This window comes from Pseudomonas sp. IT-P260 (assembly GCF_949768395.1).
Lineage (GTDB): Bacteria > Pseudomonadota > Gammaproteobacteria > Pseudomonadales > Pseudomonadaceae > Aquipseudomonas > Aquipseudomonas parakoreensis.
On sequence record NZ_CATKPO010000043.1, the window covers coordinates 12,846 to 34,077 of the forward strand.

Below are 21,232 nucleotides of genomic sequence, written 5' to 3' on the forward strand. Positions count from 1 at the left end.
CTTGGCTCCTACGATAAAAACAAGTTTCGGAGACCAGCATGAACGCATCGCTTACGCCCAACGAAACCACGGTCCAGAAGGTCAAGCTGCTGATCGACGGCGAGTGGGTCGAATCGCAGACCACCGAGTGGCACGACATCGTCAACCCGGCGACCCAGCAAGTGCTGGCCAAAGTACCGTTCGCCACCGCTGCTGAAGTCGATGCCGCCATCCGTGCCGCACACCGCGCCTTCCAGACCTGGAAACTGACCCCGATCGGCGCGCGGATGCGCATCATGCTCAAGCTGCAGGCACTGATCCGCGAGCACTCCAAACGCATCGCCGTGGTGCTGAGCGCCGAGCAGGGCAAGACCATTGCCGACGCCGAGGGCGATATTTTCCGTGGCCTGGAAGTGGTCGAACACGCCTGTTCCATCGGCACCCTGCAAATGGGCGAGTTCGCCGAAAACGTGGCGGGCGGCGTCGATACCTACACCCTGCGCCAGCCGATCGGCGTGTGCGCCGGCATCACCCCGTTCAACTTCCCGGCGATGATTCCGCTGTGGATGTTCCCGATGGCGATCGCCTGCGGCAACACCTTCGTCTTGAAACCTTCGGAGCAGGACCCGCTGTCGACCATGCTCCTGGTGGAGCTGGCGATTGAAGCCGGCGTTCCGGCGGGTGTGCTCAACGTGGTACACGGCGGTAAAGACGTGGTTGATGGTCTGTGCACCCACAAGGACATCAAAGCGGTGTCGTTCGTTGGTTCGACGGCGGTCGGTACTCACGTTTATGACCTGGCTGGCAAGCACGGCAAACGCGTGCAATCGATGATGGGCGCGAAGAACCACGCCGTGGTGCTGCCGGACGCCAATCGCGAGCAGGCGCTGAATGCCTTGGTCGGCGCCGGTTTCGGTGCCGCCGGGCAGCGTTGCATGGCCACTTCGGTGGTGGTACTGGTCGGTGCCGCGAAACAATGGCTGCCGGACCTGAAAGCACTGGCGCAGAAACTCAAGGTCAACGCCGGCAGCGAGCCGGGCACCGATGTCGGCCCGGTGATCTCGAAGAAAGCCAAGGCGCGGATTCTCGATCTGATCGAAAGCGGCATCAAAGAAGGCGCCAAGCTGGAACTTGATGGTCGCGACATCAAGGTGCCGGGCTACGAGCAAGGCAACTTCGTCGGTCCGACCCTGTTCTCGGGCGTGACCACCGACATGCAGATCTACACCCAGGAAATCTTCGGCCCGGTGCTGGTGGTGCTGGAAGTCGACACCCTTGATCAGGCCATTGCGTTGGTCAACGCCAACCCCTTCGGCAACGGCACGGGCCTGTTTACCCAGAGCGGTGCAGCGGCGCGCAAATTCCAGACGGAAATCGACGTCGGCCAGGTCGGCATCAACATCCCGATTCCGGTGCCGGTGCCGTTCTTCAGCTTCACCGGCTCGCGCGGTTCGAAACTCGGCGACCTCGGCCCGTATGGCAAGCAAGTGGTGCAGTTCTACACCCAGACCAAAACGGTCACGGCGCGCTGGTTCGATGACGACAGCGTCAACGACGGCGTGAACACCACCATCAACCTGCGCTGAGGACTGGTCATGAAAATCGCATTTATCGGTCTGGGCAACATGGGCGCGCCGATGGCGCGCAACCTGATCAAGGCCGGCCATTCGCTGAATCTGGTGGACCTGAACAAGACTGTGCTGGCGGAGCTGGAGCAACTGGGCGGCACCATCCGCGCCTCGGCCCGTGAAGCGGCGCAAGACGCCGAGCTGGTGATCACCATGCTCCCGGCCGCGGTGCATGTGCGCAGCGTCTGGCTCGGTGAGGACGGTGTGCTGGCCGGTATCGGCAAAGGCGTGCCGGCGGTGGATTGCAGCACCATTGATCCGCAGACCGCCCGCGATGTGGCCGCCGCTGCCGCCAAACAAGGCGTGGCCATGGCCGATGCACCGGTCTCCGGCGGCACTGGCGGCGCGACCGCCGGCACGCTGACCTTCATGGTCGGCGCCACCCCGGAACTGTTTGCCACCCTGCAGCCGGTGCTGGCGCAGATGGGCCGCAACATCGTGCATTGCGGCGAAGTCGGCACCGGGCAAATCGCCAAGATCTGCAACAACCTGCTGCTGGCGATTTCGATGGTCGGTGTCAGCGAAGCGATGGCGCTGGGCGATGCACTTGGGATCGACACCTCGGTGCTGGCCGGGATCATCAATAGCTCCACCGGGCGTTGCTGGAGTTCGGAAATGTACAACCCGTGGCCGGGCATCGTCGAAACGGCGCCGGCCTCACGCGGTTACACCGGTGGTTTCGGTGCCGAGCTGATGCTCAAGGATCTGGGGCTGGCCACCGAAGCGGCGCGTCAGGCGCATCAACCGGTGGTGCTCGGCGCGGTGGCGCAGCAGTTGTATCAGGCGATGAGCCAGCGCGGGGACGGGGGGAAGGACTTCTCGGCGATTATCAACAGCTATCGCAAGCCACAGTAACCAGGCATCAAATTGTGGGGGAGGGCTTTTGTGGCGAGGGAGCTTGCTCCCGCTGGTCTGCATGGCAGACCTAAACCTGGTAAACGCGCTTTCTGAATTTACGACTGCTGCGCAGCCGAGCGGGAGCAAGCTCCCTCGCCACAGGTGGTTTCCTGGGCTTTTTATGGGAGGCAAAAAAGATCGCAGCCTTCGGCAGCTCCTACAGGGTGTACATCTTGCCCATGTAGGAGCTGCCGAAGGCTGCGATCTTTTGCTTGTCAGGCAAAGACAAAATATTTGCGTACGGTCTCGACCACTTCCCAAGTGCCTTTCATCCCCGGCTCAACCACGAAGATGTCGCCGGCACGCAGGTGAATCGGCGCCATGCCGTCCGGGGTGATGATGCAATAACCTTCCTGGAAGTGGCAGTACTCCCACTTCACGTAGTCGACCCGCCACTTGCCCGGGGTGCAGATCCAGGTGCCCATGATCTTGCTGCCGTCTTCGCTGGTGTAGGCGTTGAGGTTGACGGTGTGCGGGTCACCTTCGAGTTTTTCCCATTTGCAGGCATCGAGTACCGGCAGCGGGTGGGTGTCGCGCAGAACGGTGATGGGGGCGGTCGCGGTCATGGGAACTCCGGGCAGAGGGATTTGAAGTCGAACCCTATAGCGCCTGCTCGCCGTTCAGTTGTCTGTGCTCGACATCGAACTGCTCAGAAACGCGCGGATCAGTGAGCGCGTGTAACAACGCGCGGGCGTAATTCGGCAACGTAGCGAAATCTCGGGCGCACAGCATGAGCGTGCGGCGTGCCCATGCTTCATTGAGCGCAACCCATTTGAATGACCGCAACGCGGTTCGCTCGACAGCGGCCAGCGGCACAATTGCCAGCCCGGCACCTCGGGCGACCATGCGTAGCACCCCGTCGAATCCGTCGGCGCGGATGCGGATCTGCATCCGCGAGCCGCTGTGCAGCGCTTGTTCTTCCAGGTACACCGCCAGCGCACTGTCGGCGCGCAGTCCGACAAAGTCATGCGGCAGGGCGTCGCTGAAACGGACTGGCGCAGCGTCAGACAATGGGTGGTCGAGGGGGAGGATCAGCACCAGCGGATCGGCACGAAATGGCAGGGTCTGCAGGTCGGTGGTATCGACGGCGTCGGACACAATCCCAAGGTCCGCCGCGCCTTGGCGCAAGGCATGAGTGATGCGCGCGCTGGGCAATTCCTGCAGATCGATGTCGAGGTTGGGATGCTCGCACAAAAAGTCCGCCAGCACTTCCGGCAGGTATTCAGTGATCGCGGTGGTGTTGCACAGCAACCGTACCTGGCCTTTGACGCCTTGGGCGTAATCCGCCAGATCCTGCTGCATGCGTTCGGACTGTTGCAGGAGGACGCGCGCATGTTGCGCCAGCGCCTTGCCGGCCGGCGTCGGGCTCACGCCACGGCGCCCGCGCTGCAGGAACTCGGTGCCGAGTGAAGCCTCCATGGCCCGGATACGCGCACTGGCGGCGGCCAGCGACAGATGACTGCGGGCGGCGCCGGCGGTGATGTTGCCGCTGTCGAGGATGTGCAGGTAGAGGCGCAGGTCGGTGAGGTCGAAGTGCATCAGGCAGCCTCTGGTTTTTCTGGTGTCTGGGGATGGTCCTATCGCTGGCAAGCCAGCTCCCACAGGATGTGTGTTGTGCACAAAATCTGTAATCCACACTGAAACTTGTGGGAGCTGGCTTGCCAGCGATGAGGCCAGAAATATCAATCAAGTCTTCAGCCTCTTGTATCGAAAGAGGCAGCCTCAGTATATGGCAGATTTTCAGCGCACCCGCCAAGGCGCACAGTAGCGCCATGAACGCACTCGCAGACTTCTATCAAAACCTCGGCCTGGCCTTATCGTTGCTGGTCATTGCCACCTTCATCATGGCCGGTCTGGTCAAAGGGGTAATCGGTCTCGGCTTGCCCACTGTCGCGATGGGGCTGCTGGGTCTGGCTATGGCCCCATCTCAGGCAGCCGCGTTGCTGATCATTCCGGCGACGCTGACTAATGTCTGGCAACTGGCCTTTGGCGGGCATCTGAAAGGGCTGATCAAACGCCTGTGGCCGCTGCTGCTGATGATCTTCCTCGGTACCGCCGTCGGCACGTTGTCGATCGGCATGGCGGGCGGGCATTGGGTGGTGCGCGGCTTGGGCGCGGCGTTGCTGCTGTATGCGTTGAGCGGGTTGCTGCTGCCGACCCTGCAGATCAATCCCCGGCATGAGCCGTGGCTCGGCCCGCTGTGCGGGCTGATCACCGGAGTCATCACTTCGGCCACCGGCGTGTTCGTGATACCGGCGGTGCCGTACCTGCAGGCGCTGGGTTTGCAGCGCGATGAACTGGTGCAGGCGCTGGGCCTGTCGTTCACCGTCTCGACCCTGGCGCTGGCGGGCGGCTTGTTCTGGCACGGCGCACTGGGCAGTGGCGAATTAAGTGCGTCGCTGCTGGTGCTGATTCCCGCGATGCTGGGCATGGGGTTCGGCCAATGGCTGCGGCAGCGCATCAGCGCCGTGCTGTTCAAGCGGGTGTTCTTTATCGGACTGGGCGCACTCGGCGCCCATTTGCTGATCAGCGGCTAGCCGACGACGCGCTGAGCATGTCGATCCGCCGGATATCGAAATCGCGCTCCAGGTACGTCATGCGGTTGTCGAAAAACTCGCGCATGTGCGGCAGGTTCGAGTGCACGTCGAGGTGCGCCTGGCTTTCCCAGATCTCGTAGAAGATGAACAGCGTCGGGTCTTCCTTATCGCGCAGCATGTGGTACTCGATGCAGCCCGGCTCGGCGCGGCTCGGCTCGACATAGGCGCGAAACAGCGCTTCGAAGGCCTCGGCTTTCTCCGGTCGGGTCTTGGCGTGCAGGATGAAACCGTGGCGTTCACTCATCAGAACAACTCCTCAAATGCAGATGGCTGCCAATGCTATTGCAACAATCTGTGTTCCATTCGTGCTTTTTGATCAAATGTATTTTGCGCCGACGCGGCTTATTCCGCGCGAGATGGGTGGTTAACCTGCCGCCATTCGTTTTCCCATCTTTCTCCAGCCCAATGGCTGCGCGAGGCGTTCTGATGAAAAAAGTGTTGTTGCTCAATGGCGGCAAGAAATTCGCCCATTCCGACGGTCGTTACAACGCGACCCTGCACGAAACTGCACTGAGCGTGCTGGATCGTGGTGGCCTGGATGTCAAAACCACGTTCATCGATGAGGGTTACGACGTCGCCGAAGAAGTGGCTAAATTCCTCTGGGCCGATGTGATCATTTATCAGATGCCGGGCTGGTGGATGGGCGCGCCGTGGACGGTGAAAAAGTACCTCGACGAAGTCTTCACCGAAGGCCATGGCAGCCTCTATGCCAGCGATGGCCGGACCCGTTCCGATGCGTCGCAGAAGTACGGCAGCGGCGGCCTGATTCAGGGCAAGCAATACATGCTGTCGCTGACCTGGAACGCACCGCAGCAGGCGTTTGATGACCCGAGCGATTTCTTTGAAGCCAAGGGTGTGGATGCGGTGTATTTCCCGTTCCACAAGGCCAACGAGTTTTTGGGCATGACCGGATTGCCGACGTTCCTCTGTGTCGATGTGATGAAGCGGCCGAACATCGAGAATGATGTGGCGCGGTATGAGCAGCATCTGAAACAGGTGTTTGGTCTCAAGGCTTGAATGGTTTCGGGCTACTATCGGCGGTAAGAGCAAAAGATCGCAGCCTGCGGCAGCTCCTACAGGGGAATGCAGTTCACTGTAGGAGCTGCCGAAGGCTGCGATCTTGGCGATTTCAAAGAGGACACCCGTGAAAGCCAGATCCGATGAGTTGCAGATTTTCGTCTGCGTGATCGAGTGCGGTTCGATTTCCGCCGCCGCCGAACAGGTCGGGCAGACGCCGTCGGCGGTCAGCCGCACGTTGTCGCGGCTCGAAGCCAAGCTCGACACCACGCTGATCAACCGCACCACGCGGCGCATGGACCTGACCGAGGAGGGCAAGTATTTCTTCGAGCAGGCCAAGCTGATTCTCGACCAGATGGATGCGCTCGAAGAGCGTCTGTCCTCACGCCAGCAAACCCCGTCCGGACGTCTGCGGATCAACGCTGCGTCGCCGTTCATGCTGCACGCCATCGTGCCCTACATCGACGAGTTCCGCAGGTTGTACCCGGACATCCAGCTTGAACTCAACAGCAATGATCTGATCATTGACTTGCTGGAACAAAGCACCGACGTCGCGATCCGCATCGGCACCCTGGCCGACTCGACGTTGCATGCGCGCTCACTGGGTTGCAGCCCGCTGCTGATCGTCGCCAGTCCGGCGTATCTGGAGCAGCACGGCGCGCCGCAGCAGGTCGCCGACTTGAGCGACCACGCCCTGCTCGGTTTCACCCACAACGAAGGCCTCAATCAGTGGCCGCTGCGTTACGTGCACGGTGACCGTTGGCCGATCACTCCGGCCATCAGCGCCTCCAGCGGTGAGACCGTGCGCCATCTCGCGCTGGAGGGGCAGGGCATTGCCTGCCTGTCGCACTTCATGACCATCGACGACATTCGCGCCGGGCGCCTCAAGGTGCTGCTGGCGGAATACAACAGCGGCTATCGCCAGCCGATCAACGCGGTGTACTACCGTAACTCGCAGTTGGCGCTGCGCATTCAGTGCTTTCTCGACTTCATCCAGAGCAAGCTTGCGGCTTACGCCAGTGCTGATTTCAAGGGTTGATTCGTGATCCCTGCGCAACAGTGATTTGGGCGAGGGCGGGTTTTTCCATCGGAGTGACCGGTCGATACTCGCTGCATCACTTATTCACGCAGGGAGTTTCTCCATGAACGTATTCATCACCGGTGCTGCCGGTTTTATCGGCGGTTCCATCGCCACCGGTCTGGTCCGGGCTGGGCACTCTGTCACCGGCCTGGTGCGCAGCGCCGAGCAGGCCGATGAGCTGAAAGCTTTGGGCATCACTCCGGTGATCGGCACCCTCGAAGACAGCACATTGCTGGCTGAACAGGCCCGCGCCGCCGATGCGGTGATCAACGCCGCCAGCAGCGACCATCGCGGCGCGGTCGAAGCGTTGCTCGACGCCTTGCGCGGCTCGCACAAACTGTTCCTGCACACCAGCGGTTCGAGCATCGTCGGCGATGCCTCGGGCGGCAAGTCCAGTGACGTCATCTACTACGAAGACAATCTGCCGGCGCCCACCGTCGACAAGGCGGCGCGCGTGGCGATCGACAACCTGATCCTCGCCGCCGCACAGGACGGCGTGAACTCGGCAGTGATCTGCAACACCCTGATCTACGGCCACAGCCTGGGCGTCAAGCGCGACAGCGTGCAGTTGCCGCGTCTGCTCAAACAAGCACGCAAAAGCGGTGTGGTGCGGCATGTCGGCACTGGCCAGAACATCTGGTCCAACGTGCACATCGAAGACGTCGTCGCCCTGTACCTGCTGGCACTGACCAAAAACGTACCGGGCACCTTCTACTTCGTCGAAAGTGGCGAAGCCTCGTTCATCGACATGACCACTGCCATGGCGCAGGCGTTGAATCTGGGCCAGCCACAAGACTGGCCACTGCAAGACGCCGAAGCCGAATGGGGCTACGAAATGGCCAACTACGGGCTCGGCTCCAACAGCCGCGTACGCGGCAAACACGCTCGTGAACTGCTGGGCTGGGCGCCAAAGCGTACGTCGGTGGTGGAGTGGATTCGTAACGAGATGGTGTGAATCCCGTTGCACCGCATCATGCCTTTCGCGAGCAGGCTCGCTCCCACAAATAGAACGGATTCTGACTGAAGGAATGCAATCAACTGTGGGAGCGAGCCTGCTCGCGAAAGCGGTGGATCAGTCGGCAGAGATGTTGAATGTGACGCCGCCTTCGCGAGCAAGCTCGCTCCCACATTGGTTTCTCGTTCACCAAAAAGCCATGTAAATCCCGCCCCGCGATTTTCATTAATCGCGACAAGACATATCCAACAGCGACACGCCTTACCTCTCCACGAAAATTACTTTCATGGCGTTTGAAAACTCGATCTCGAAATGATTTATGAGTTTCACAACCCATTCGAACGTGACCCTTTCGAGGATTACCGCATGACGCCTTCCTTCGGCTATTGGCTGCTGATGTACGCCGCCGTCGCCATCAGTGCCTTGATCGTGCTGATCGCCCGTTACCGGCTCAATCCGTTCATTGTCATCACCCTGATTTCCATCGGTCTGGCGCTGGTAGCGGGAATGCCGCCGTCGGGCGTGGTGGGGGCGTATGAGGCCGGCGTGGGCAAGACGCTGGGGCATATTGCGCTGGTGGTGGCGCTGGGGACGATGCTCGGCAAGATGATGGCCGAGTCCGGCGGCGCGGAGCAGATGGCCCGCACCCTGATCGAGAAGTTCGGCGAGAAGAACGCGCACTGGGCGATGGTTTGCATCGCGTTTCTGGTCGGCCTGCCGCTGTTCTTCGAGGTCGGTTTTGTGTTGCTGGTACCCATCGCCTTCACCGTGGCGCGGCGGGTGGGCGTATCGATTCTGATGGTCGGCCTGCCGATGGTTGCCGGCCTGTCGGTGGTGCATGCGCTGGTGCCGCCGCACCCGGCGGCGATGCTCGCGGTGCAGGCGTATCAGGCCTCAGTCGGGCAGACCTTGCTGTATGCGATTGCCGTCGGTATTCCCACCGCAATCATCGCCGGTCCGCTGTACGCCAAATTCATCGTGCCGCGCATTCAACTGCCGGCGGATAACCCGCTGGAAAAACAATTTCTCGACCGCGAACCGCGCGACAGGCTGCCGGGTTTCGGCATCACCATGGCGACCATTCTATTGCCGGTGGTGCTGATGCTGATCGGTGGCTGGGCCAACCTGATCTCCACGCCGGGCAGCGGTTTCAATCAGTTTCTGTTGTTCATCGGCAACTCGGTGATCGCACTGTTGCTGGCGACCTTGCTGAGTTTCTGGACGTTGGGCATCGCTCAGGGTTTCAACCGTGAATCGATCCTCAAATTCACCAACGAGTGCCTGGCGCCGACCGCCAGTATCACCTTGCTGGTCGGCGCCGGCGGTGGTCTGAACCGGATTCTGGTGGACGCTGGGGTCACCGATCAGATTGTCGGGCTGGCCCACGAATTTCACCTGTCGCCGCTGATCATGGGCTGGCTGTTCGCCGCGTTGATGCGGGTGGCCACCGGCTCGGCCACCGTGGCGATGACCACCGCATCCGGCGTGGTTGCGCCGGTCGCCATCGGTCTGGGTTATCCACACCCGGAATTGCTGGTGCTGGCGACCGGCGCCGGCTCGGTGATCTTTTCCCACGTCAACGACGGCGGCTTCTGGTTGATCAAGGAATACTTCAACATGACGGTCGCGCAGACGTTCAAGACCTGGACCGTGCTTGAGACCCTGATCTCGCTGGTCGCTTTCGCTTTGACCGTCGGCCTTTCTTACCTGCTGTAACCGGAGCCCGCCGCCATGGACATCCTTTATCAGATCCGCGCTCATCAGGACTCCTTCAGCGCCGGCGAAGGCCGCATCGCCCGGCTGATGCTGGACGACGTCGGTTTTGCCGCGAGCGCCAGCCTCGAACACCTCGCGCAACGGGCCGAAGTCAGCACCGCCACGCTGTCGCGTTTTGCCCGTACGGTGGGCTGCCGCGACCTGCGCGATCTGCGCCTGCAACTGGCCCAGGCCAGCGGCGTTGGCAGCCGTTTTCTCGACCCGGCGGGTACCCCTGAACAGTCGGCGTTCTACGGGCAGATTGTCGGCGATATCGAAACCACGCTGCGCCAGCATCTGGCCGGGTTTGACGAATCACGCTTCGCCGACGCGGTGAAAATGCTCGGCCAGGCGCGGATGATTCATGCGTTCGGCATGGGCGGTTGCTCGACCCTGTGCAGCGATGAATTGCAGGTACGCCTGGTGCGCCTCGGCTACCCGATTGCGGTGTGCCACGACGCGGTGATGATGCGCGTCACCGCTGCCAGCCTCAATGCCGAGCACGTGCTGATCGTCTGCTCGCTGACCGGCATCACCCCGGAGCTTTTGGAAACTGTCGAACTGGCGCGCAACTACGGCGCACGCATTCTGGCCATCACCCGCGCCGACTCGCCGCTGGCCGAACTGGCCGACATCGTTCTGCCGCTGCAAGGCGCGGAAACTTCGTTCATCTACAAACCGACGGCGGCGCGCTACGGCATGTTGCTCGCCATCGATGTGCTTGCGACCGAGCTGGCGCTGGCCAATCCTGAAGACAATCAAGAGCGTCTGCGGCGGATCAAACTCGCCCTCGACGAATACCGTGGCGGCGACGATCACCTGCCGCTGGGAGACTGACATGCAGTACGACACGCTGATCCGCAACGCCACCGTCATCGATGGCAGCAACACCCCCGGCTACCGCGCCGATGTGGCGATTCTCAACGGGCGCATCGAACGCATTGGCGACTTGCACGATGCCCGCGCCACGGAAGAAATCGACGCCGCCGGCCGCGTGCTCGCCCCGGGTTTTATCGACGTGCACACCCACGACGACACCGTGGTCATCCGCCAGCCGCAGATGCTGCCCAAACTCAGCCAGGGCGTGACCACGGTGATCGTCGGCAACTGCGGGATCAGCGCCTCGCCGGTCAGTCTCAAAGGCAATCCACCGGACCCTATGAACCTGCTCGGCACAGCCGCCGCATTCGTCTATCCACGTTTCAGCGATTACCGCGCCGCCGTCGAAGCGGCGAACACCACGCTGAACGTCGCCTCACTGGTCGGTCACACCGCGCTGCGCAGCAATCATCTCGACGATCTGTTGCGCACCGCCACGCCAGACGAAATCGCCGCCATGCGTGAGCAATTGCGTGAAAGCCTTGAGGCTGGCGCGCTCGGTTTATCCACAGGCCTGGCCTACGCCAGCGCCTTCAACGCTTCCACCGATGAAGTGAAGCAACTGACCGAAGAACTGACCGCGTTCGGCGCGGTGTACACCACCCATCTGCGCAGTGAATTCGAGCCGGTGCTGGAGGCGATGGACGAAGCGTTCAGCATCGGCCGTCACTCGCAGTCCCCGGTGATCATTTCCCACCTCAAATGCGCCGGTGTGGGTAACTGGGGGCGTAGTCCGCAGCTGCTCGCGGCGCTGGAGGCCGCGGCGAAAACCCAGCATGTGGGCTGCGATTGCTATCCCTACGCGGCGAGCTCTTCGACGCTGGATCTGAAGCAAGTCACCGATGCCCATCGCATCACCATCACCTGGTCGACGCCGCACCCCGAGGTCAGCGGCCGCGACCTGATCGACATCGCTGCCGAATGGAGCGTGCCACTGCTCGACGCCGCCAAACGCCTGCAACCGGCGGGCGCGGTGTACTACGGCATGGACGAGGCGGATGTACGAAAAATCCTCGCGCATCCACTGTCGATGGTCGGCTCTGACGGACTGCCGGAGGACCCGTTCCCGCACCCACGCCTGTGGGGCGCTTTCCCACGAGTGCTCGGCCATTTCAGTCGTGATGTCGGGCTGTTTCCGCTGCACACGGCGGTACACAAGATGACCGGTCTGTCAGCGGCGCGGTTTGGCTTGAAAGAGCGCGGCGAGATTCGTGAAGGCTATTGGGCGGATCTGGTGCTGTTCGATCCTTTGACGGTGCGCGATGTGGCGGATTTCACTGATCCGCAACGGGCGGCGCAGGGGATTGAGGGGGTGTGGGTCAATGGCGCGTTGAGCTATCGCGACGGACAGGCGAACGGTCGCCGGGAAGGGCGGTTTCTGGCGCGGCAGGGCGATTTGCGCGAAGGGTTTCATTGATTGCAAAGCCCCTGTAGGAGCTGCCGAAGGCTGCGATCTTTTGATCTGCGTCTCATAGTGGCACTCTGAGATTAAAGAATGTCGAAACCAAGCCGAATTGCTGAGATCCAGCCCGGCTACACTCTTGGGCCAACCAGTCAGGGAGCACCCCATGAGCTTCGGCAAAACCACCCCGATCCTGCGGATCTTCGATGAAGCCAAGGCGTTGGAATTTTACGTCGACTTCCTTGGCTTCAAGATCGACTGGCAGCACCGTTTCGAAGCGAATTTCCCGCTGTATCTGCAGGTGTCCCGTGGCGAATGCGTGCTGCACCTGTCCGAGCATTATGGCGACGCGACGCCGGGTTCGGCGTTGCGCATCGAGACCGACGAACTGGAGGCGTTTCAGCAGCAGTTGCAGGCCAAGGATTACAAGTTCTCGCACCCACAGATTCAGGCGATGCCGTGGGGCAGTCAGGACATGACCATTGCCGATCCGTTTGGCAATCGACTGGTGTTTACCAACGCGATCAGTGTCTGAGTCGAGCCATACAAAAAAGCCCGTGGCCAAACCACTAAGGTCTGGCTGCGGGCTTTTTCGTTATTCGGTCGGCACTAATTTATCCAGCACTCGGTTGACGGCGATCTCCGCCACCATCACCACTTGCGCGATGCCTTGCAGGGTCTTGCGGTGCGAGCCTTCAAGCAGCCCGGCGAAGTCGTTGAGCATCACGGTGGCCGAGCCGAGGGATTCGCAGGCATCGGCCAGCAACGGTTCGGTGCCGCTGGCCGGATTGGCCATGTAGAGACGATTGGGCTGGTACGGGGTGGCCAGGATCGCGGGCCTCGGTGGGCCGAGGTAGTGGTCGAGGGCGCGCTCGGCGGCTTCGTGGAATTTCTTTGATTCGGGGGATTCGTAGGGGGAGGCCGCGTCGGTGGGCGGCGGGTTGGGTGTTACTTTGAACATATGCCAGATCCTCATTGAGGGCTGGCCGCCGTTTCCCTACTAAAAGAAATGGAGGCAGCCGTACGCAGGTTAGTAGACCGGGGATCTGGGAAACCGGCGCGCCCGAGGGCGCCCTGCGCACAGCCACCATAACGTTCAGGCAAGACCTGACTGTCTGATGAGCGATACGCCCCAAAAACCTCGGGCTACTAAACCCGATCACTGGAAATCAGTGACGGACTCAAGTTACCGACGGCCTCCGGGGCGCACAAGCCGGCGGATTCTGGCTTAGCCGTAGGCAGCGGCGCAAGGATTTGTAGGGTGGTGAGCCGTAACACTGAGTGTCTTTAAACAGGCGTGCTGGAAAGTGTTTATTGCACTACAGGAGCGGAGGATTTGTCTGTCGGATTGAGGTGAGGCGACTGACGCCTTCGCGAGCAGGCTCGCTCCCACAGGGGGGTTATGTCGTACACAAAATCTGCATTCACTGAAGATCCACTGTGGGAGCGAGCCTGCTCGCGAAGAGGCCGGCGGCGTCACCCCCGATGCATCTGCCGAAACTCCCCCGGCGGCATCCCGCGCCGGCTCTTGAAGGTTCGGTGAAAAGAGCGCGGCTCGGTAAACCCCAGATACTGCGCAATGTCCTGAATCGGCAACGTACTGTTGAGCAAATAATGCTCCGCCAGCTCTTGGCGCAAATCGTCGAGAATCTGCTGATACGACGTCCCCGCCTGATGCAACTGACGCTGCAACGTGCGCACCGACACCGCGAGCTGCTCGGCCACCTGTTCCTTGCGCGGCAAGCCTTCCTTGAGCAGCTGACGCAGGATGCTTTTGACCCGCTGCTCCAGCGACGCATCCTCCAGCGTCGCCATCAACCCCATCGCATGTTCTTCCAGGGTGCGCAGCAATTGCGCATCGGCCTGGCGCAGCGGTAATTGCAGATACGCCAGCGGCACGATCAGCGCCGAATACGCCTGCTCGAACAGCACCGGGCAATCGAAAAACGCTTCGTACTGCGCCTGGCTGGCGTCTGGCGGGCACGGATGTTCCAGCCACACGGCGGCGGGCGACATCTGCGTGTCGGCGATCCAGCGCGCGTATTGCAGCCACGAGCCGAGGACGTTTTCCACCAGATGCCGGCGGATGCGCGGGCGCTCGTAGCGGCAAGTCCAGATCAGATGCACGTGGCCGTCCTGCACTTCGGCGCGGCTGACGCCCATGTCGCCCACCAGTTTTTCGAACGGCATGATCCGGCTCATCGCATCGCCCAGGGTCGCGCAGTTCATGGTGATGTAACCGAGCACGCTCCAGGAATTGGGCAGGACGAAGTTCGCGGCGTTGAGACCAAACAGCGGATCGCCCGAGTGCTCGCAGAAATAATCGAGCAGGCGCTCATGGGTTTCGCCCGGCAGGCGCAGGCTGTTGTCGCTCAGTTGCTGCGCCTGCAAACCGGCAGCGGCCAACGCCGGCTCGATGGCCATGCCCAGTTGCTCGGCATGGCGCACGTATTTGAGCAGCGGCGGAACCGAGGTGAAGCCGAGCGATTGCATGATCCGAATCCCTTGATCAAGGCCTGCGTGAGCGAATGAATGCCTGAAAGGTAATTTGAAACCCCGACTAAAGTAAATGGCTGGCACTTGCGCGACGTTTGACTCAATTGGCTACTCGAACTGGCCGGATGCGACCGTGACACTTTTTGGCCGCTGACTAGTATGGAGGCCTGCAATATCACTGATCAGACTGCATAAGAAGGACACACGCATGCGACGCTGGAACGGCTGGGGAGATGCAACCACGGTGGTCGAACTGCCGGCCCAGGGTGCGAGTTTTCTCCATGAACGGTTGGGGGCCGGGCGCGCGCTGCCCGATGCGACGCTGGAGGCAGCATTGGCGCGGGTGCCGGTCTCACGGCTGGCGGCGCACGCCTTTTACAGCGTTGATGCCCATGATCGTCTGCTGCACGCTCGGGGCCAGAGTTTGCCGGACTGGCTGGCGCTGCGCGAAGGCGCGCTGGGCAACTATCCGGACGCGGTGGCGTTTCCGGAGACCGCCGAGCAGATCCGCCAATTGCTGTCGCTCGCGCATCAACAGGACCTGTGCCTGATTCCCTACGGCGGCGGCACGTCGGTGGCCGGGCACATCAACCCGCCGGATTCGACGCGGCCGGTGGTGACCGTGTCGCTGGCGCGGATGAATCGTCTGATCGACCTCGACGAGCAGAGCCAACTGGCGACGTTCGGCCCCGGCGCCAGTGGCCCGCAGGTGGAAAGTCAGCTGCGCGCTCGCGGCTACACGCTGGGGCATTTCCCGCAGTCGTGGGAGTTGTCGACGCTGGGCGGATGGGTCGCCAGTCGCTCCAGTGGTCAGCAGTCGTTGCGCTACGGGCGTATCGAGCAGTTGTTCGCTGGCGGCACCCTGGAAACTTTCGCCGGGCCCTTGGAAATTCCGACGTTCCCAGCTTCGGCGGCGGGGCCTGATCTACGCGAAGTGGTGCTCGGTTGCGAGGGCCGTTTCGGGATCATTTCCGAGGTCAAAGTGCGGGTCAGTCCGCTGCCGGCCGATGAGCGTTTTTACGGGGTGTTCCTGCCCAGTTGGAGCAAGGCGCTGCAAGCGATCCGCCAATTGGCCCAGGCGCGGGTGCCGTTGTCGATGCTGCGCCTGTCGAACGCGGTGGAGACCGAAACCCAACTGGCGCTGGCCGGGCATCCGCAGCAGATCGCCTGGCTGGAAAAGTATCTGAACCTGCGCGGTGCCGGTGAAGGCAAGTGCCTGCTGACCTTCGGCGTGACCGGCAACCGTCGGCAAAACGCGCTGTCGCTGAGCCAGGCGCGGCAGCATCTGAAAGCCTTCGGCGGCGTGTTCACCGGCACCTTGCTCGGCAAGAAATGGGCGCAGAACCGCTTCCGTTTCCCTTACCTGCGCGAGAATCTGTGGAACGCCGGTTACGTGGCCGACACCCTGGAAACCGCCACCGACTGGAGCAATGTCGACAATCTGCTCAACCTGATCGAAAACAGCCTGCGTGACGCGCTGGCGGCGCAGGGCGAGCGGGTGCATGTGTTCACCCATCTGTCCCACGTTTACGGCGAAGGTTCGAGCATCTACACCACTTACGTGTTTCGCCCGGCGGCGGATTATCCGGCGACGCTGGCGCGCTGGCAGGCACTCAAGCATGCGGCCAGCCAGACCATCGTCGACAACCACGGCACCATCAGCCACCAGCATGGGGTCGGCAAGGATCACGCGCCGTACCTGCCGCGCGAAAAAGGCGCGCTGGCGATGGACACCTTGCAGGCGCTGAGCAGGCACTTCGATCCGGCCGGGCGCCTAAACCCCGGCACGCTGTTGCCGGAGTGACGATCATGCACCCGAACTGGAACGCCGCATGGCGCCAGCAAACCTTGCCGACATTGGCCGACGCAAGCTGGGACCTGATCGTCATCGGCGGCGGCATCAGCGGTGCCGGCATTCTGCGCGAAGCGGCGCGGCGCGGTTGGCGTTGTCTGCTGCTGGAACAACGGGATTTCGCCTGGGGCACCTCCAGCCGGTCGTCGAAAATGGTTCACGGCGGTTTGCGTTACATCGCCAAGGGCCAGTGGCGCCTGACCCGCGATTCGGTGCGCGAGCGCCAGCGCCTGCTCGACGAAGCGCCGGGGCTGGTGGAGCCGATGAGTTTCCTGATGCCGCACTATCGCGGCGGCTTTCCCGGGCCGCGTGTGCTCGGTGGTTTGTTGTCGGTGTACGACGCGTTGGCCGGGCGACGCAGCCATCGTTTTCACGACGCGCAGCAACTGCGGTTTCTCGCGCCGGGGGTGAAGGAAACCCGGCTGCTCGGTGGCACCTGTTTTGTCGATGCGCTGACCGATGATGCACGGCTGGTGATGCGCGTGTTGAGTGAAGCGCGGGCCGATGGCGCAGTGGTGCTCAACGGGGTGCGCGTCGAACATTTGCTGCGCGAAGAAGGCCGGGTGTGTGGGGTGCAGATCGAGGACTGTAAGGCGGGTGGGGCGCGGCAATTGCGTTGCGGCGTGCTGGCGGTGGCGACCGGGGCATGGGCTGAGCGCCTGCGTTTGCCCGAGGCTCCGCGACAACTGCGGCCATTGCGCGGCAGTCATCTGCTGCTGCCGGGCTGGCGTTTGCCAGTGGCGCAGGCCCTCACGTTTCTGCATGCGCGCGACCGGCGGCCGGTGTTCGTTTTTCCGTGGGAAGGGGCGACGGTGGTTGGCACTACGGATCTCGATCATCGTGAGGATCTGGATCAGAGCGCGAGCATCAGCACCGAAGAACTCGACTACCTGCTGGCGGCCTGCACGCAACAATTTCCAGGTGCCGAAGTGACGGCGAGCGATGTGCTGTCGACCTGGTCCGGCGTGCGTCCGGTGGTGGGCAGCGCGGCGGGTGCACAGCAAGGCAAGCCGTCGAATGAAACCCGTGAACATGTGCTGTGGCAGGAGCCGGGTTGTGTCACGTTGGCCGGCGGCAAACTGACGACGTTTCGCCCGCAAGCCATCGAAGTGCTCAAGGCCTGTGCCGACATGCTTGGCCGCGCTTTCGAAGATGATGCTGCGCCGGTTTTCGCAGCCGTGCCGCCGCTGACCATTCCCGGACTCAGCCCGCAACAGTGGCGACGGCTGGCCGGCAGGCACGGCCGTGATCTGCCACGACTGGCGCAACTGATCGCCGAGTCGGGCCACGAAACGGTCGGCAACACTGACACCTTGTGGGCCGAATTGGCCTTCGCCTGTGAGGCGGAAATGGTGCTGCACCTCGATGATCTGTTGCTGCGTCGTACCCGGCTGGGCTTATTGCTGGCACGCGGTGGCGAAGAACAATTCGCTGCCATCCGCCAACTCTGCCAGCCAAGGCTGGGCTGGGACGATGCACGCTGGCAGCAAGAACTACAGCGTTACTTGGCGTTGTGGCAACGTCACCACGGTCTGCCGGATGGCACGCCTTGATGCCCCTTGAAGAGAGCGCCATGCATAACCACTCGAACAAGCGCTACCTGCTGGCGATCGACAACGGCACTCAGAGCGTGCGCGCGTTGCTCTTCGATTTGCAGGGCAATCTGCTCGGTAAAGGCAAGGTCGAGTTGCAGGCGTACTACTCGACGCAACCGGGCTGGGCCGAGCAGGACCCGCAATATTACTGGGCGAAACTCGGCGAAGCCTGTCAGCAGGTATGGGCGCAAACCGGGATTGATCGCTCGCAGATTGCCGGGGTGTCGCTGACCACTCAGCGCGGCACGGTGATCAACGTCGATGCTCAGGGCAAGCCGCTGCGCCCGGCGATTCTGTGGCTCGATCAGCGTCAGAGCGAAGTCGAGGGCGGGATCAAAGGGCCGTGGGGCTGGCTGTTCAAACTGGTCGGCGCACAGGCCACCGTGGATTACTTTCGCGCGCAGGCCGAGGCCAACTGGATCGCCAGACACCAGCCTGAAGTCTGGGCGGCGACCGACAAGTTTTTGCTGCTCTCGGGCTTTCTCACCCATCGCCTGTGTGGGCGCTTTGTCGACTCGGTGGGTTGCTGCGTCGGTTACCTGCCGTTCGACTTCAAACGTCTGAAATGGGCCGCGCCCAGCGACTGGAAATGGCAGGCGCTGGCGGTGCGCCCGGAGCAATTGCCGACCTTGCTCAAACCTGGCGAAACCCTCGGCTATATCACCGCCGAAGCCGCTCGCCATACCGGCATTCCCGAAGGTTTGCCGCTGATTGCTGCCGGCGCTGACAAGGCCTGCGAAGTGGTCGGTTCAGGCGTGGTCGATGCGAGCACCGTGTGCCTGTCCTACGGCACCACCGCGACCATCACCAGCACCCGCTCGCGCTATCTGGAAATCGTCCCGTTGATTCCGCCGTACCCCTCGGCGGTGCCCGACCAGTACAACTGCGAGGTGATGATTTATCGCGGTTACTGGATGGTCAGCTGGTTCAAGAACGAGTTCGGTCTGCGCGAAATGCAGCAGGCGCAAGAGCAGGGCATTGAACCCGAGCAACTGTTCGATGCGCTGGTCAACGCGGTGCCGCCGGGATCGATGGGGCTGATGCTGCAACCCTACTGGTCGCCGGGAATTCGTGAGCCGGGCGTTGAAGCCAAAGGCGCGATGATCGGCTTCGGCGACGTGCACACCCGCGCGCACATTTACCGGGCGATTCTGGAAGGGCTGGCGTATGCGTTGCGCCAGGGACTGGAGAACATCGAGAAGCGCTCGAAGGTGTCGGTCAAGCGTCTGCGGGTGGCCGGTGGCGGTTCGCAGAGTGATGCGGCGATGCAGCTGACGGCGAATATCTTTGGTCTGCCGGCGGAGCGCCCGCATGTGTATGAAGCGTCGGGGCTGGGCGCGGCGATCTGTTGTGCGGTGGGGTTGGGGGTGTATGCGGATTACCCGGCAGCGATAACGGCAATGACCCGCGTCGGGACGGTATTCACCCCGCAACCCGAGGCGCAGCAGGTCTATGAGCGCTTGTACAAAGAGGTGTACCTGCGCATGTATCGCCAGCTCAAACCGTTGTATCAGAGCATCCGCACAATCACCGGTTACCCCGCGTAACCAGACACTGGAAATCCCCTGTAGGAGCTGCCGAAGGCTGCGATCTTTTGATCTTGTTTTTAAAGAATCAAAGTCAAAAGATCGCAGCCTTCGGCAGCTCCTACACGGATGGACGGTGAGCCTGAAATGGCGCTATCGGAGAACTTTTCTGGTGAGATCGGACAGTGTCAGCGCCGGAGGTGGTTGTTAGGCTCAACCCCCACAGCACCTCCAATAAGAATTAAAAGCAATGAAGCTGACCTTTCTCCTGTTGCTGCTTTGTGCAACAGCCCCGACGGCGTGGGGCTGGTCGAACCACACGGTCGGCAGCTATCTGGCGTTGCAGGCACTGCCGGCGCTGCGCGATGCGCCAGCGGTTGAGGTTGAGCCGCTAGAGCGTTTTCTCGCCGAGCAATATCCGGCCGTGGTCGCGCTGCTGGAGCAACAGGAAAGCTTCGCCCGTGAACACTTCACCCAGTACCCGCCGCGCCCCGACAATCTAAAGCTGCCCGCCGTACCGAGTGACGATCTGCGCCACGATTTTCTCACCGCGTTGCGACTCAATCCGCGCATTCATCTGGCGATGGTCATTCAGCCGCTGCCGGGCCAAGACCTGCCCGAACGCGAACATCTCAGTGCCGATCAGGTGATGGTCGAGCAGACGCTTTCGCCATGGAATCGTCAGCGTTTCATTCGCGTGGCGGATGGCGAGAACGTCGCGCCGCTGGCCGTGCTGGCAAGCGCCGCCGACGAGCCGGATTACGGTCACGACATCAACCTGTTCAGCGACAACCCCGGCGAGGTCGGCGCGCGGTACGGCTTCGGCCCGCAGCCGTTTGGCGATGATCGTTTCCAGTACAGCTCGCAGGCGCCGTTCCACATGGGCTTCTTCCATGAAAGCGCGGTGGTGTATGCCGCTGCTGGATTTCTTCAGCGCAGTTGGCCGGACTGGCGCGCCTATCAGTACCTGGGCCTGGCGCGTCTGGCGTTCGCCACTGGCCATCCTTACTGGGGCTATCGGTTCCTGGGTTGGGGCGTGCACCACGTGCAGGACTTGACCCAGCCGTATCACGCCAAGCCGTTGCCCGGGGTCGAACTGCCGAGTCTGTTGTTGCTGGAGGGCAAGGCGCTGGCCGGTTTTGCCGACGATAAAAAAGCCTCCATCGAACGGGTCGCCACGCGCCATATGGAAGTCGAGAAGTATCAATCGACCTGGCTGCGCCGCGTACTGCGCGCCGGTCAGGCGCATCCGATGCTCGCGGCCTACGCCGATGTCGCTCAAGACCAACAGTATCCGCCGTACTCGGTGGACTACTTGCGCGACGTGGTCAGCGCCGAGTCGGTCGAGGACTCGGCGGCGTTCGATGAAGCCATCGGCCAATGGCTGGAGACGGCCCCGGTGACCAGTGATTTCAGCAGTGGCAATCAACTGCAGCGCGAGACGTTCGAGCATCCGGCACTCAATCAGCAGCTGTTCAAACTGCTCGGCCATTTCGGCGCGCACAGCCGGATTTATGTCCGTGCGGGACTCACACCGTAGCCATCGCGGTCACGCAAAAAACAATAAGAACAA

At 62.0% G+C, this 21,232-nt stretch carries 19 protein-coding genes; 14 read left to right on the forward strand and 5 right to left on the reverse strand.

Annotated features, from left to right (window positions below; genetic code table 11):
- The first annotated feature begins 38 nt into the window (after nt 1-38).
- Together ACM6HV_RS24525 and mmsB are read left to right on the forward strand one after the other, a co-directional pair.
- A complete protein-coding gene (locus ACM6HV_RS24525; protein ID WP_239778682.1) occupies nt 39-1,565 on the forward strand; it encodes a CoA-acylating methylmalonate-semialdehyde dehydrogenase in 1,527 nt (508 codons plus the stop codon).
- A gap of 9 nt (nt 1,566-1,574) precedes the next feature.
- The gene (gene mmsB, locus ACM6HV_RS24530; protein WP_414905502.1) at nt 1,575-2,462 is read left to right on the forward strand and encodes a 3-hydroxyisobutyrate dehydrogenase; all 888 of its coding nucleotides are present in this window, start codon (nt 1,575-1,577) and stop codon (nt 2,460-2,462) included.
- A 257-nt stretch (nt 2,463-2,719) separates the two neighbouring features.
- Here the strand turns inward: mmsB and ACM6HV_RS24535 are convergent, their stop codons facing one another.
- Together ACM6HV_RS24535 and ACM6HV_RS24540 are read right to left on the reverse strand one after the other, a co-directional pair.
- A complete protein-coding gene (locus ACM6HV_RS24535) occupies nt 2,720-3,070 on the reverse strand; it encodes a cupin domain-containing protein (protein WP_003221437.1) in 351 nt (116 codons plus the stop codon).
- Between the two features lie 34 nt (nt 3,071-3,104).
- Nucleotides 3,105-4,043: a LysR family transcriptional regulator gene (locus ACM6HV_RS24540; RefSeq protein ID WP_414905503.1), complete on the reverse strand. Its 939-nt coding sequence runs from the start codon at nt 4,041-4,043 to the stop codon at nt 3,105-3,107.
- A 233-nt stretch (nt 4,044-4,276) separates the two neighbouring features.
- Here ACM6HV_RS24540 and ACM6HV_RS24545 point away from each other — a divergent pair, with 233 nt between their 5' ends.
- The gene (locus ACM6HV_RS24545; protein ID WP_414905504.1) at nt 4,277-5,041 is read left to right on the forward strand and encodes a sulfite exporter TauE/SafE family protein; all 765 of its coding nucleotides are present in this window, start codon (nt 4,277-4,279) and stop codon (nt 5,039-5,041) included.
- Here ACM6HV_RS24545 and ACM6HV_RS24550 read toward each other — a convergent pair.
- Nucleotides 5,031-5,345 carry a putative quinol monooxygenase gene (locus ACM6HV_RS24550; RefSeq protein WP_027614144.1) on the reverse strand — a complete coding sequence of 105 codons (315 nt, stop codon included), beginning with the start codon at nt 5,343-5,345 and terminating at the stop codon, nt 5,031-5,033. The two genes, ACM6HV_RS24545 and ACM6HV_RS24550, sit on opposite strands and share 11 nt — an antisense overlap.
- A gap of 182 nt (nt 5,346-5,527) precedes the next feature.
- Here ACM6HV_RS24550 and ACM6HV_RS24555 point away from each other — a divergent pair, with 182 nt between their 5' ends.
- The 7 genes from ACM6HV_RS24555 (at nt 5,528) to ACM6HV_RS24585 (ending at nt 12,725) form a co-directional block, all read left to right on the forward strand.
- Entirely contained in the window at nt 5,528-6,118 is a 591-nt protein-coding gene (locus ACM6HV_RS24555; RefSeq protein WP_414905505.1) for an NAD(P)H-dependent oxidoreductase, read from the forward strand.
- Nucleotides 6,119-6,245: 127 nt separating this feature from the next.
- The gene (locus ACM6HV_RS24560) at nt 6,246-7,157 is read left to right on the forward strand and encodes a LysR substrate-binding domain-containing protein (protein WP_414905506.1); all 912 of its coding nucleotides are present in this window, start codon (nt 6,246-6,248) and stop codon (nt 7,155-7,157) included.
- A 103-nt stretch (nt 7,158-7,260) separates the two neighbouring features.
- On the forward strand, nt 7,261-8,154 hold the full coding sequence (locus ACM6HV_RS24565; RefSeq protein ID WP_414905507.1) for an NAD-dependent epimerase/dehydratase family protein: 894 nt from the start codon (nt 7,261-7,263) through the stop codon (nt 8,152-8,154).
- A gap of 366 nt (nt 8,155-8,520) precedes the next feature.
- Complete coding sequence (locus ACM6HV_RS24570; RefSeq protein ID WP_414905508.1) at nt 8,521-9,870, forward strand: GntP family permease; 1,350 nt, start codon at nt 8,521-8,523, stop codon at nt 9,868-9,870.
- A 15-nt stretch (nt 9,871-9,885) separates the two neighbouring features.
- Entirely contained in the window at nt 9,886-10,746 is an 861-nt protein-coding gene (locus ACM6HV_RS24575) for a MurR/RpiR family transcriptional regulator (protein WP_414905509.1), read from the forward strand.
- A 1-nt stretch (nt 10,747) separates the two neighbouring features.
- Nucleotides 10,748-12,205: an N-acyl-D-amino-acid deacylase family protein gene (locus ACM6HV_RS24580; protein ID WP_414905510.1), complete on the forward strand. Its 1,458-nt coding sequence runs from the start codon at nt 10,748-10,750 to the stop codon at nt 12,203-12,205.
- A gap of 151 nt (nt 12,206-12,356) precedes the next feature.
- The gene (locus ACM6HV_RS24585) at nt 12,357-12,725 is read left to right on the forward strand and encodes a glyoxalase superfamily protein (protein WP_414905511.1); all 369 of its coding nucleotides are present in this window, start codon (nt 12,357-12,359) and stop codon (nt 12,723-12,725) included.
- Nucleotides 12,726-12,785: 60 nt separating this feature from the next.
- On the opposite strand, the gene ACM6HV_RS24590 is transcribed toward ACM6HV_RS24585, so the two are convergent.
- Nucleotides 12,786-13,151: a DUF6124 family protein gene (locus ACM6HV_RS24590; protein ID WP_414905512.1), complete on the reverse strand. Its 366-nt coding sequence runs from the start codon at nt 13,149-13,151 to the stop codon at nt 12,786-12,788.
- Between the two features lie 515 nt (nt 13,152-13,666).
- Nucleotides 13,667-14,683 (reverse strand): AraC family transcriptional regulator, encoded by a 1,017-nt coding sequence (locus ACM6HV_RS24595; RefSeq protein ID WP_131671405.1) that lies wholly within the window; start codon nt 14,681-14,683, stop codon nt 13,667-13,669.
- Nucleotides 14,684-14,894: 211 nt separating this feature from the next.
- Here ACM6HV_RS24595 and ACM6HV_RS24600 point away from each other — a divergent pair, with 211 nt between their 5' ends.
- The 4 genes from ACM6HV_RS24600 (at nt 14,895) to ACM6HV_RS24615 (ending at nt 21,199) form a co-directional block, all read left to right on the forward strand.
- The gene (locus tag ACM6HV_RS24600) at nt 14,895-16,490 is read left to right on the forward strand and encodes an FAD-binding oxidoreductase (protein WP_414905513.1); all 1,596 of its coding nucleotides are present in this window, start codon (nt 14,895-14,897) and stop codon (nt 16,488-16,490) included.
- Between the two features lie 5 nt (nt 16,491-16,495).
- On the forward strand, nt 16,496-18,091 hold the full coding sequence (locus ACM6HV_RS24605) for a glycerol-3-phosphate dehydrogenase/oxidase (RefSeq protein ID WP_414905514.1): 1,596 nt from the start codon (nt 16,496-16,498) through the stop codon (nt 18,089-18,091).
- A gap of 20 nt (nt 18,092-18,111) precedes the next feature.
- The gene (locus tag ACM6HV_RS24610) at nt 18,112-19,680 is read left to right on the forward strand and encodes an FGGY-family carbohydrate kinase (RefSeq protein WP_414905515.1); all 1,569 of its coding nucleotides are present in this window, start codon (nt 18,112-18,114) and stop codon (nt 19,678-19,680) included.
- Nucleotides 19,681-19,909: 229 nt separating this feature from the next.
- Complete coding sequence (locus ACM6HV_RS24615) at nt 19,910-21,199, forward strand: phospholipase (protein WP_414905516.1); 1,290 nt, start codon at nt 19,910-19,912, stop codon at nt 21,197-21,199.
- Nucleotides 21,200-21,232 lie beyond the last annotated feature (33 nt).

What these genes read in the sequence shown, in the direction of transcription:
- ACM6HV_RS24525 (WP_239778682.1), top strand. Translation starts at nt 39, where the DNA reads ATGAACGCATCGCTTACGCCCAACGAAACCACGGTCCAGAAGGTCAAG.
- mmsB (WP_414905502.1), top strand. Translation starts at nt 1,575, where the DNA reads ATGAAAATCGCATTTATCGGTCTGGGCAACATGGGCGCGCCGATGGCG.
- ACM6HV_RS24535 (WP_003221437.1), bottom strand. Translation starts at nt 3,070, where the DNA reads ATGACCGCGACCGCCCCCATCACCGTTCTGCGCGACACCCACCCGCTG.
- ACM6HV_RS24540 (WP_414905503.1), bottom strand. Translation starts at nt 4,043, where the DNA reads ATGCACTTCGACCTCACCGACCTGCGCCTCTACCTGCACATCCTCGAC.
- ACM6HV_RS24545 (WP_414905504.1), top strand. Translation starts at nt 4,277, where the DNA reads ATGAACGCACTCGCAGACTTCTATCAAAACCTCGGCCTGGCCTTATCG.
- ACM6HV_RS24550 (WP_027614144.1), bottom strand. Translation starts at nt 5,345, where the DNA reads ATGAGTGAACGCCACGGTTTCATCCTGCACGCCAAGACCCGACCGGAG.
- ACM6HV_RS24555 (WP_414905505.1), top strand. Translation starts at nt 5,528, where the DNA reads ATGAAAAAAGTGTTGTTGCTCAATGGCGGCAAGAAATTCGCCCATTCC.
- ACM6HV_RS24565 (WP_414905507.1), top strand. Translation starts at nt 7,261, where the DNA reads ATGAACGTATTCATCACCGGTGCTGCCGGTTTTATCGGCGGTTCCATC.
- ACM6HV_RS24570 (WP_414905508.1), top strand. Translation starts at nt 8,521, where the DNA reads ATGACGCCTTCCTTCGGCTATTGGCTGCTGATGTACGCCGCCGTCGCC.
- ACM6HV_RS24575 (WP_414905509.1), top strand. Translation starts at nt 9,886, where the DNA reads ATGGACATCCTTTATCAGATCCGCGCTCATCAGGACTCCTTCAGCGCC.
- ACM6HV_RS24580 (WP_414905510.1), top strand. Translation starts at nt 10,748, where the DNA reads ATGCAGTACGACACGCTGATCCGCAACGCCACCGTCATCGATGGCAGC.
- ACM6HV_RS24585 (WP_414905511.1), top strand. Translation starts at nt 12,357, where the DNA reads ATGAGCTTCGGCAAAACCACCCCGATCCTGCGGATCTTCGATGAAGCC.
- ACM6HV_RS24590 (WP_414905512.1), bottom strand. Translation starts at nt 13,151, where the DNA reads ATGTTCAAAGTAACACCCAACCCGCCGCCCACCGACGCGGCCTCCCCC.
- ACM6HV_RS24595 (WP_131671405.1), bottom strand. Translation starts at nt 14,683, where the DNA reads ATGCAATCGCTCGGCTTCACCTCGGTTCCGCCGCTGCTCAAATACGTG.
- ACM6HV_RS24600 (WP_414905513.1), top strand. Translation starts at nt 14,895, where the DNA reads ATGCGACGCTGGAACGGCTGGGGAGATGCAACCACGGTGGTCGAACTG.
- ACM6HV_RS24605 (WP_414905514.1), top strand. Translation starts at nt 16,496, where the DNA reads ATGCACCCGAACTGGAACGCCGCATGGCGCCAGCAAACCTTGCCGACA.
- ACM6HV_RS24610 (WP_414905515.1), top strand. Translation starts at nt 18,112, where the DNA reads ATGCATAACCACTCGAACAAGCGCTACCTGCTGGCGATCGACAACGGC.
- ACM6HV_RS24615 (WP_414905516.1), top strand. Translation starts at nt 19,910, where the DNA reads ATGAAGCTGACCTTTCTCCTGTTGCTGCTTTGTGCAACAGCCCCGACG.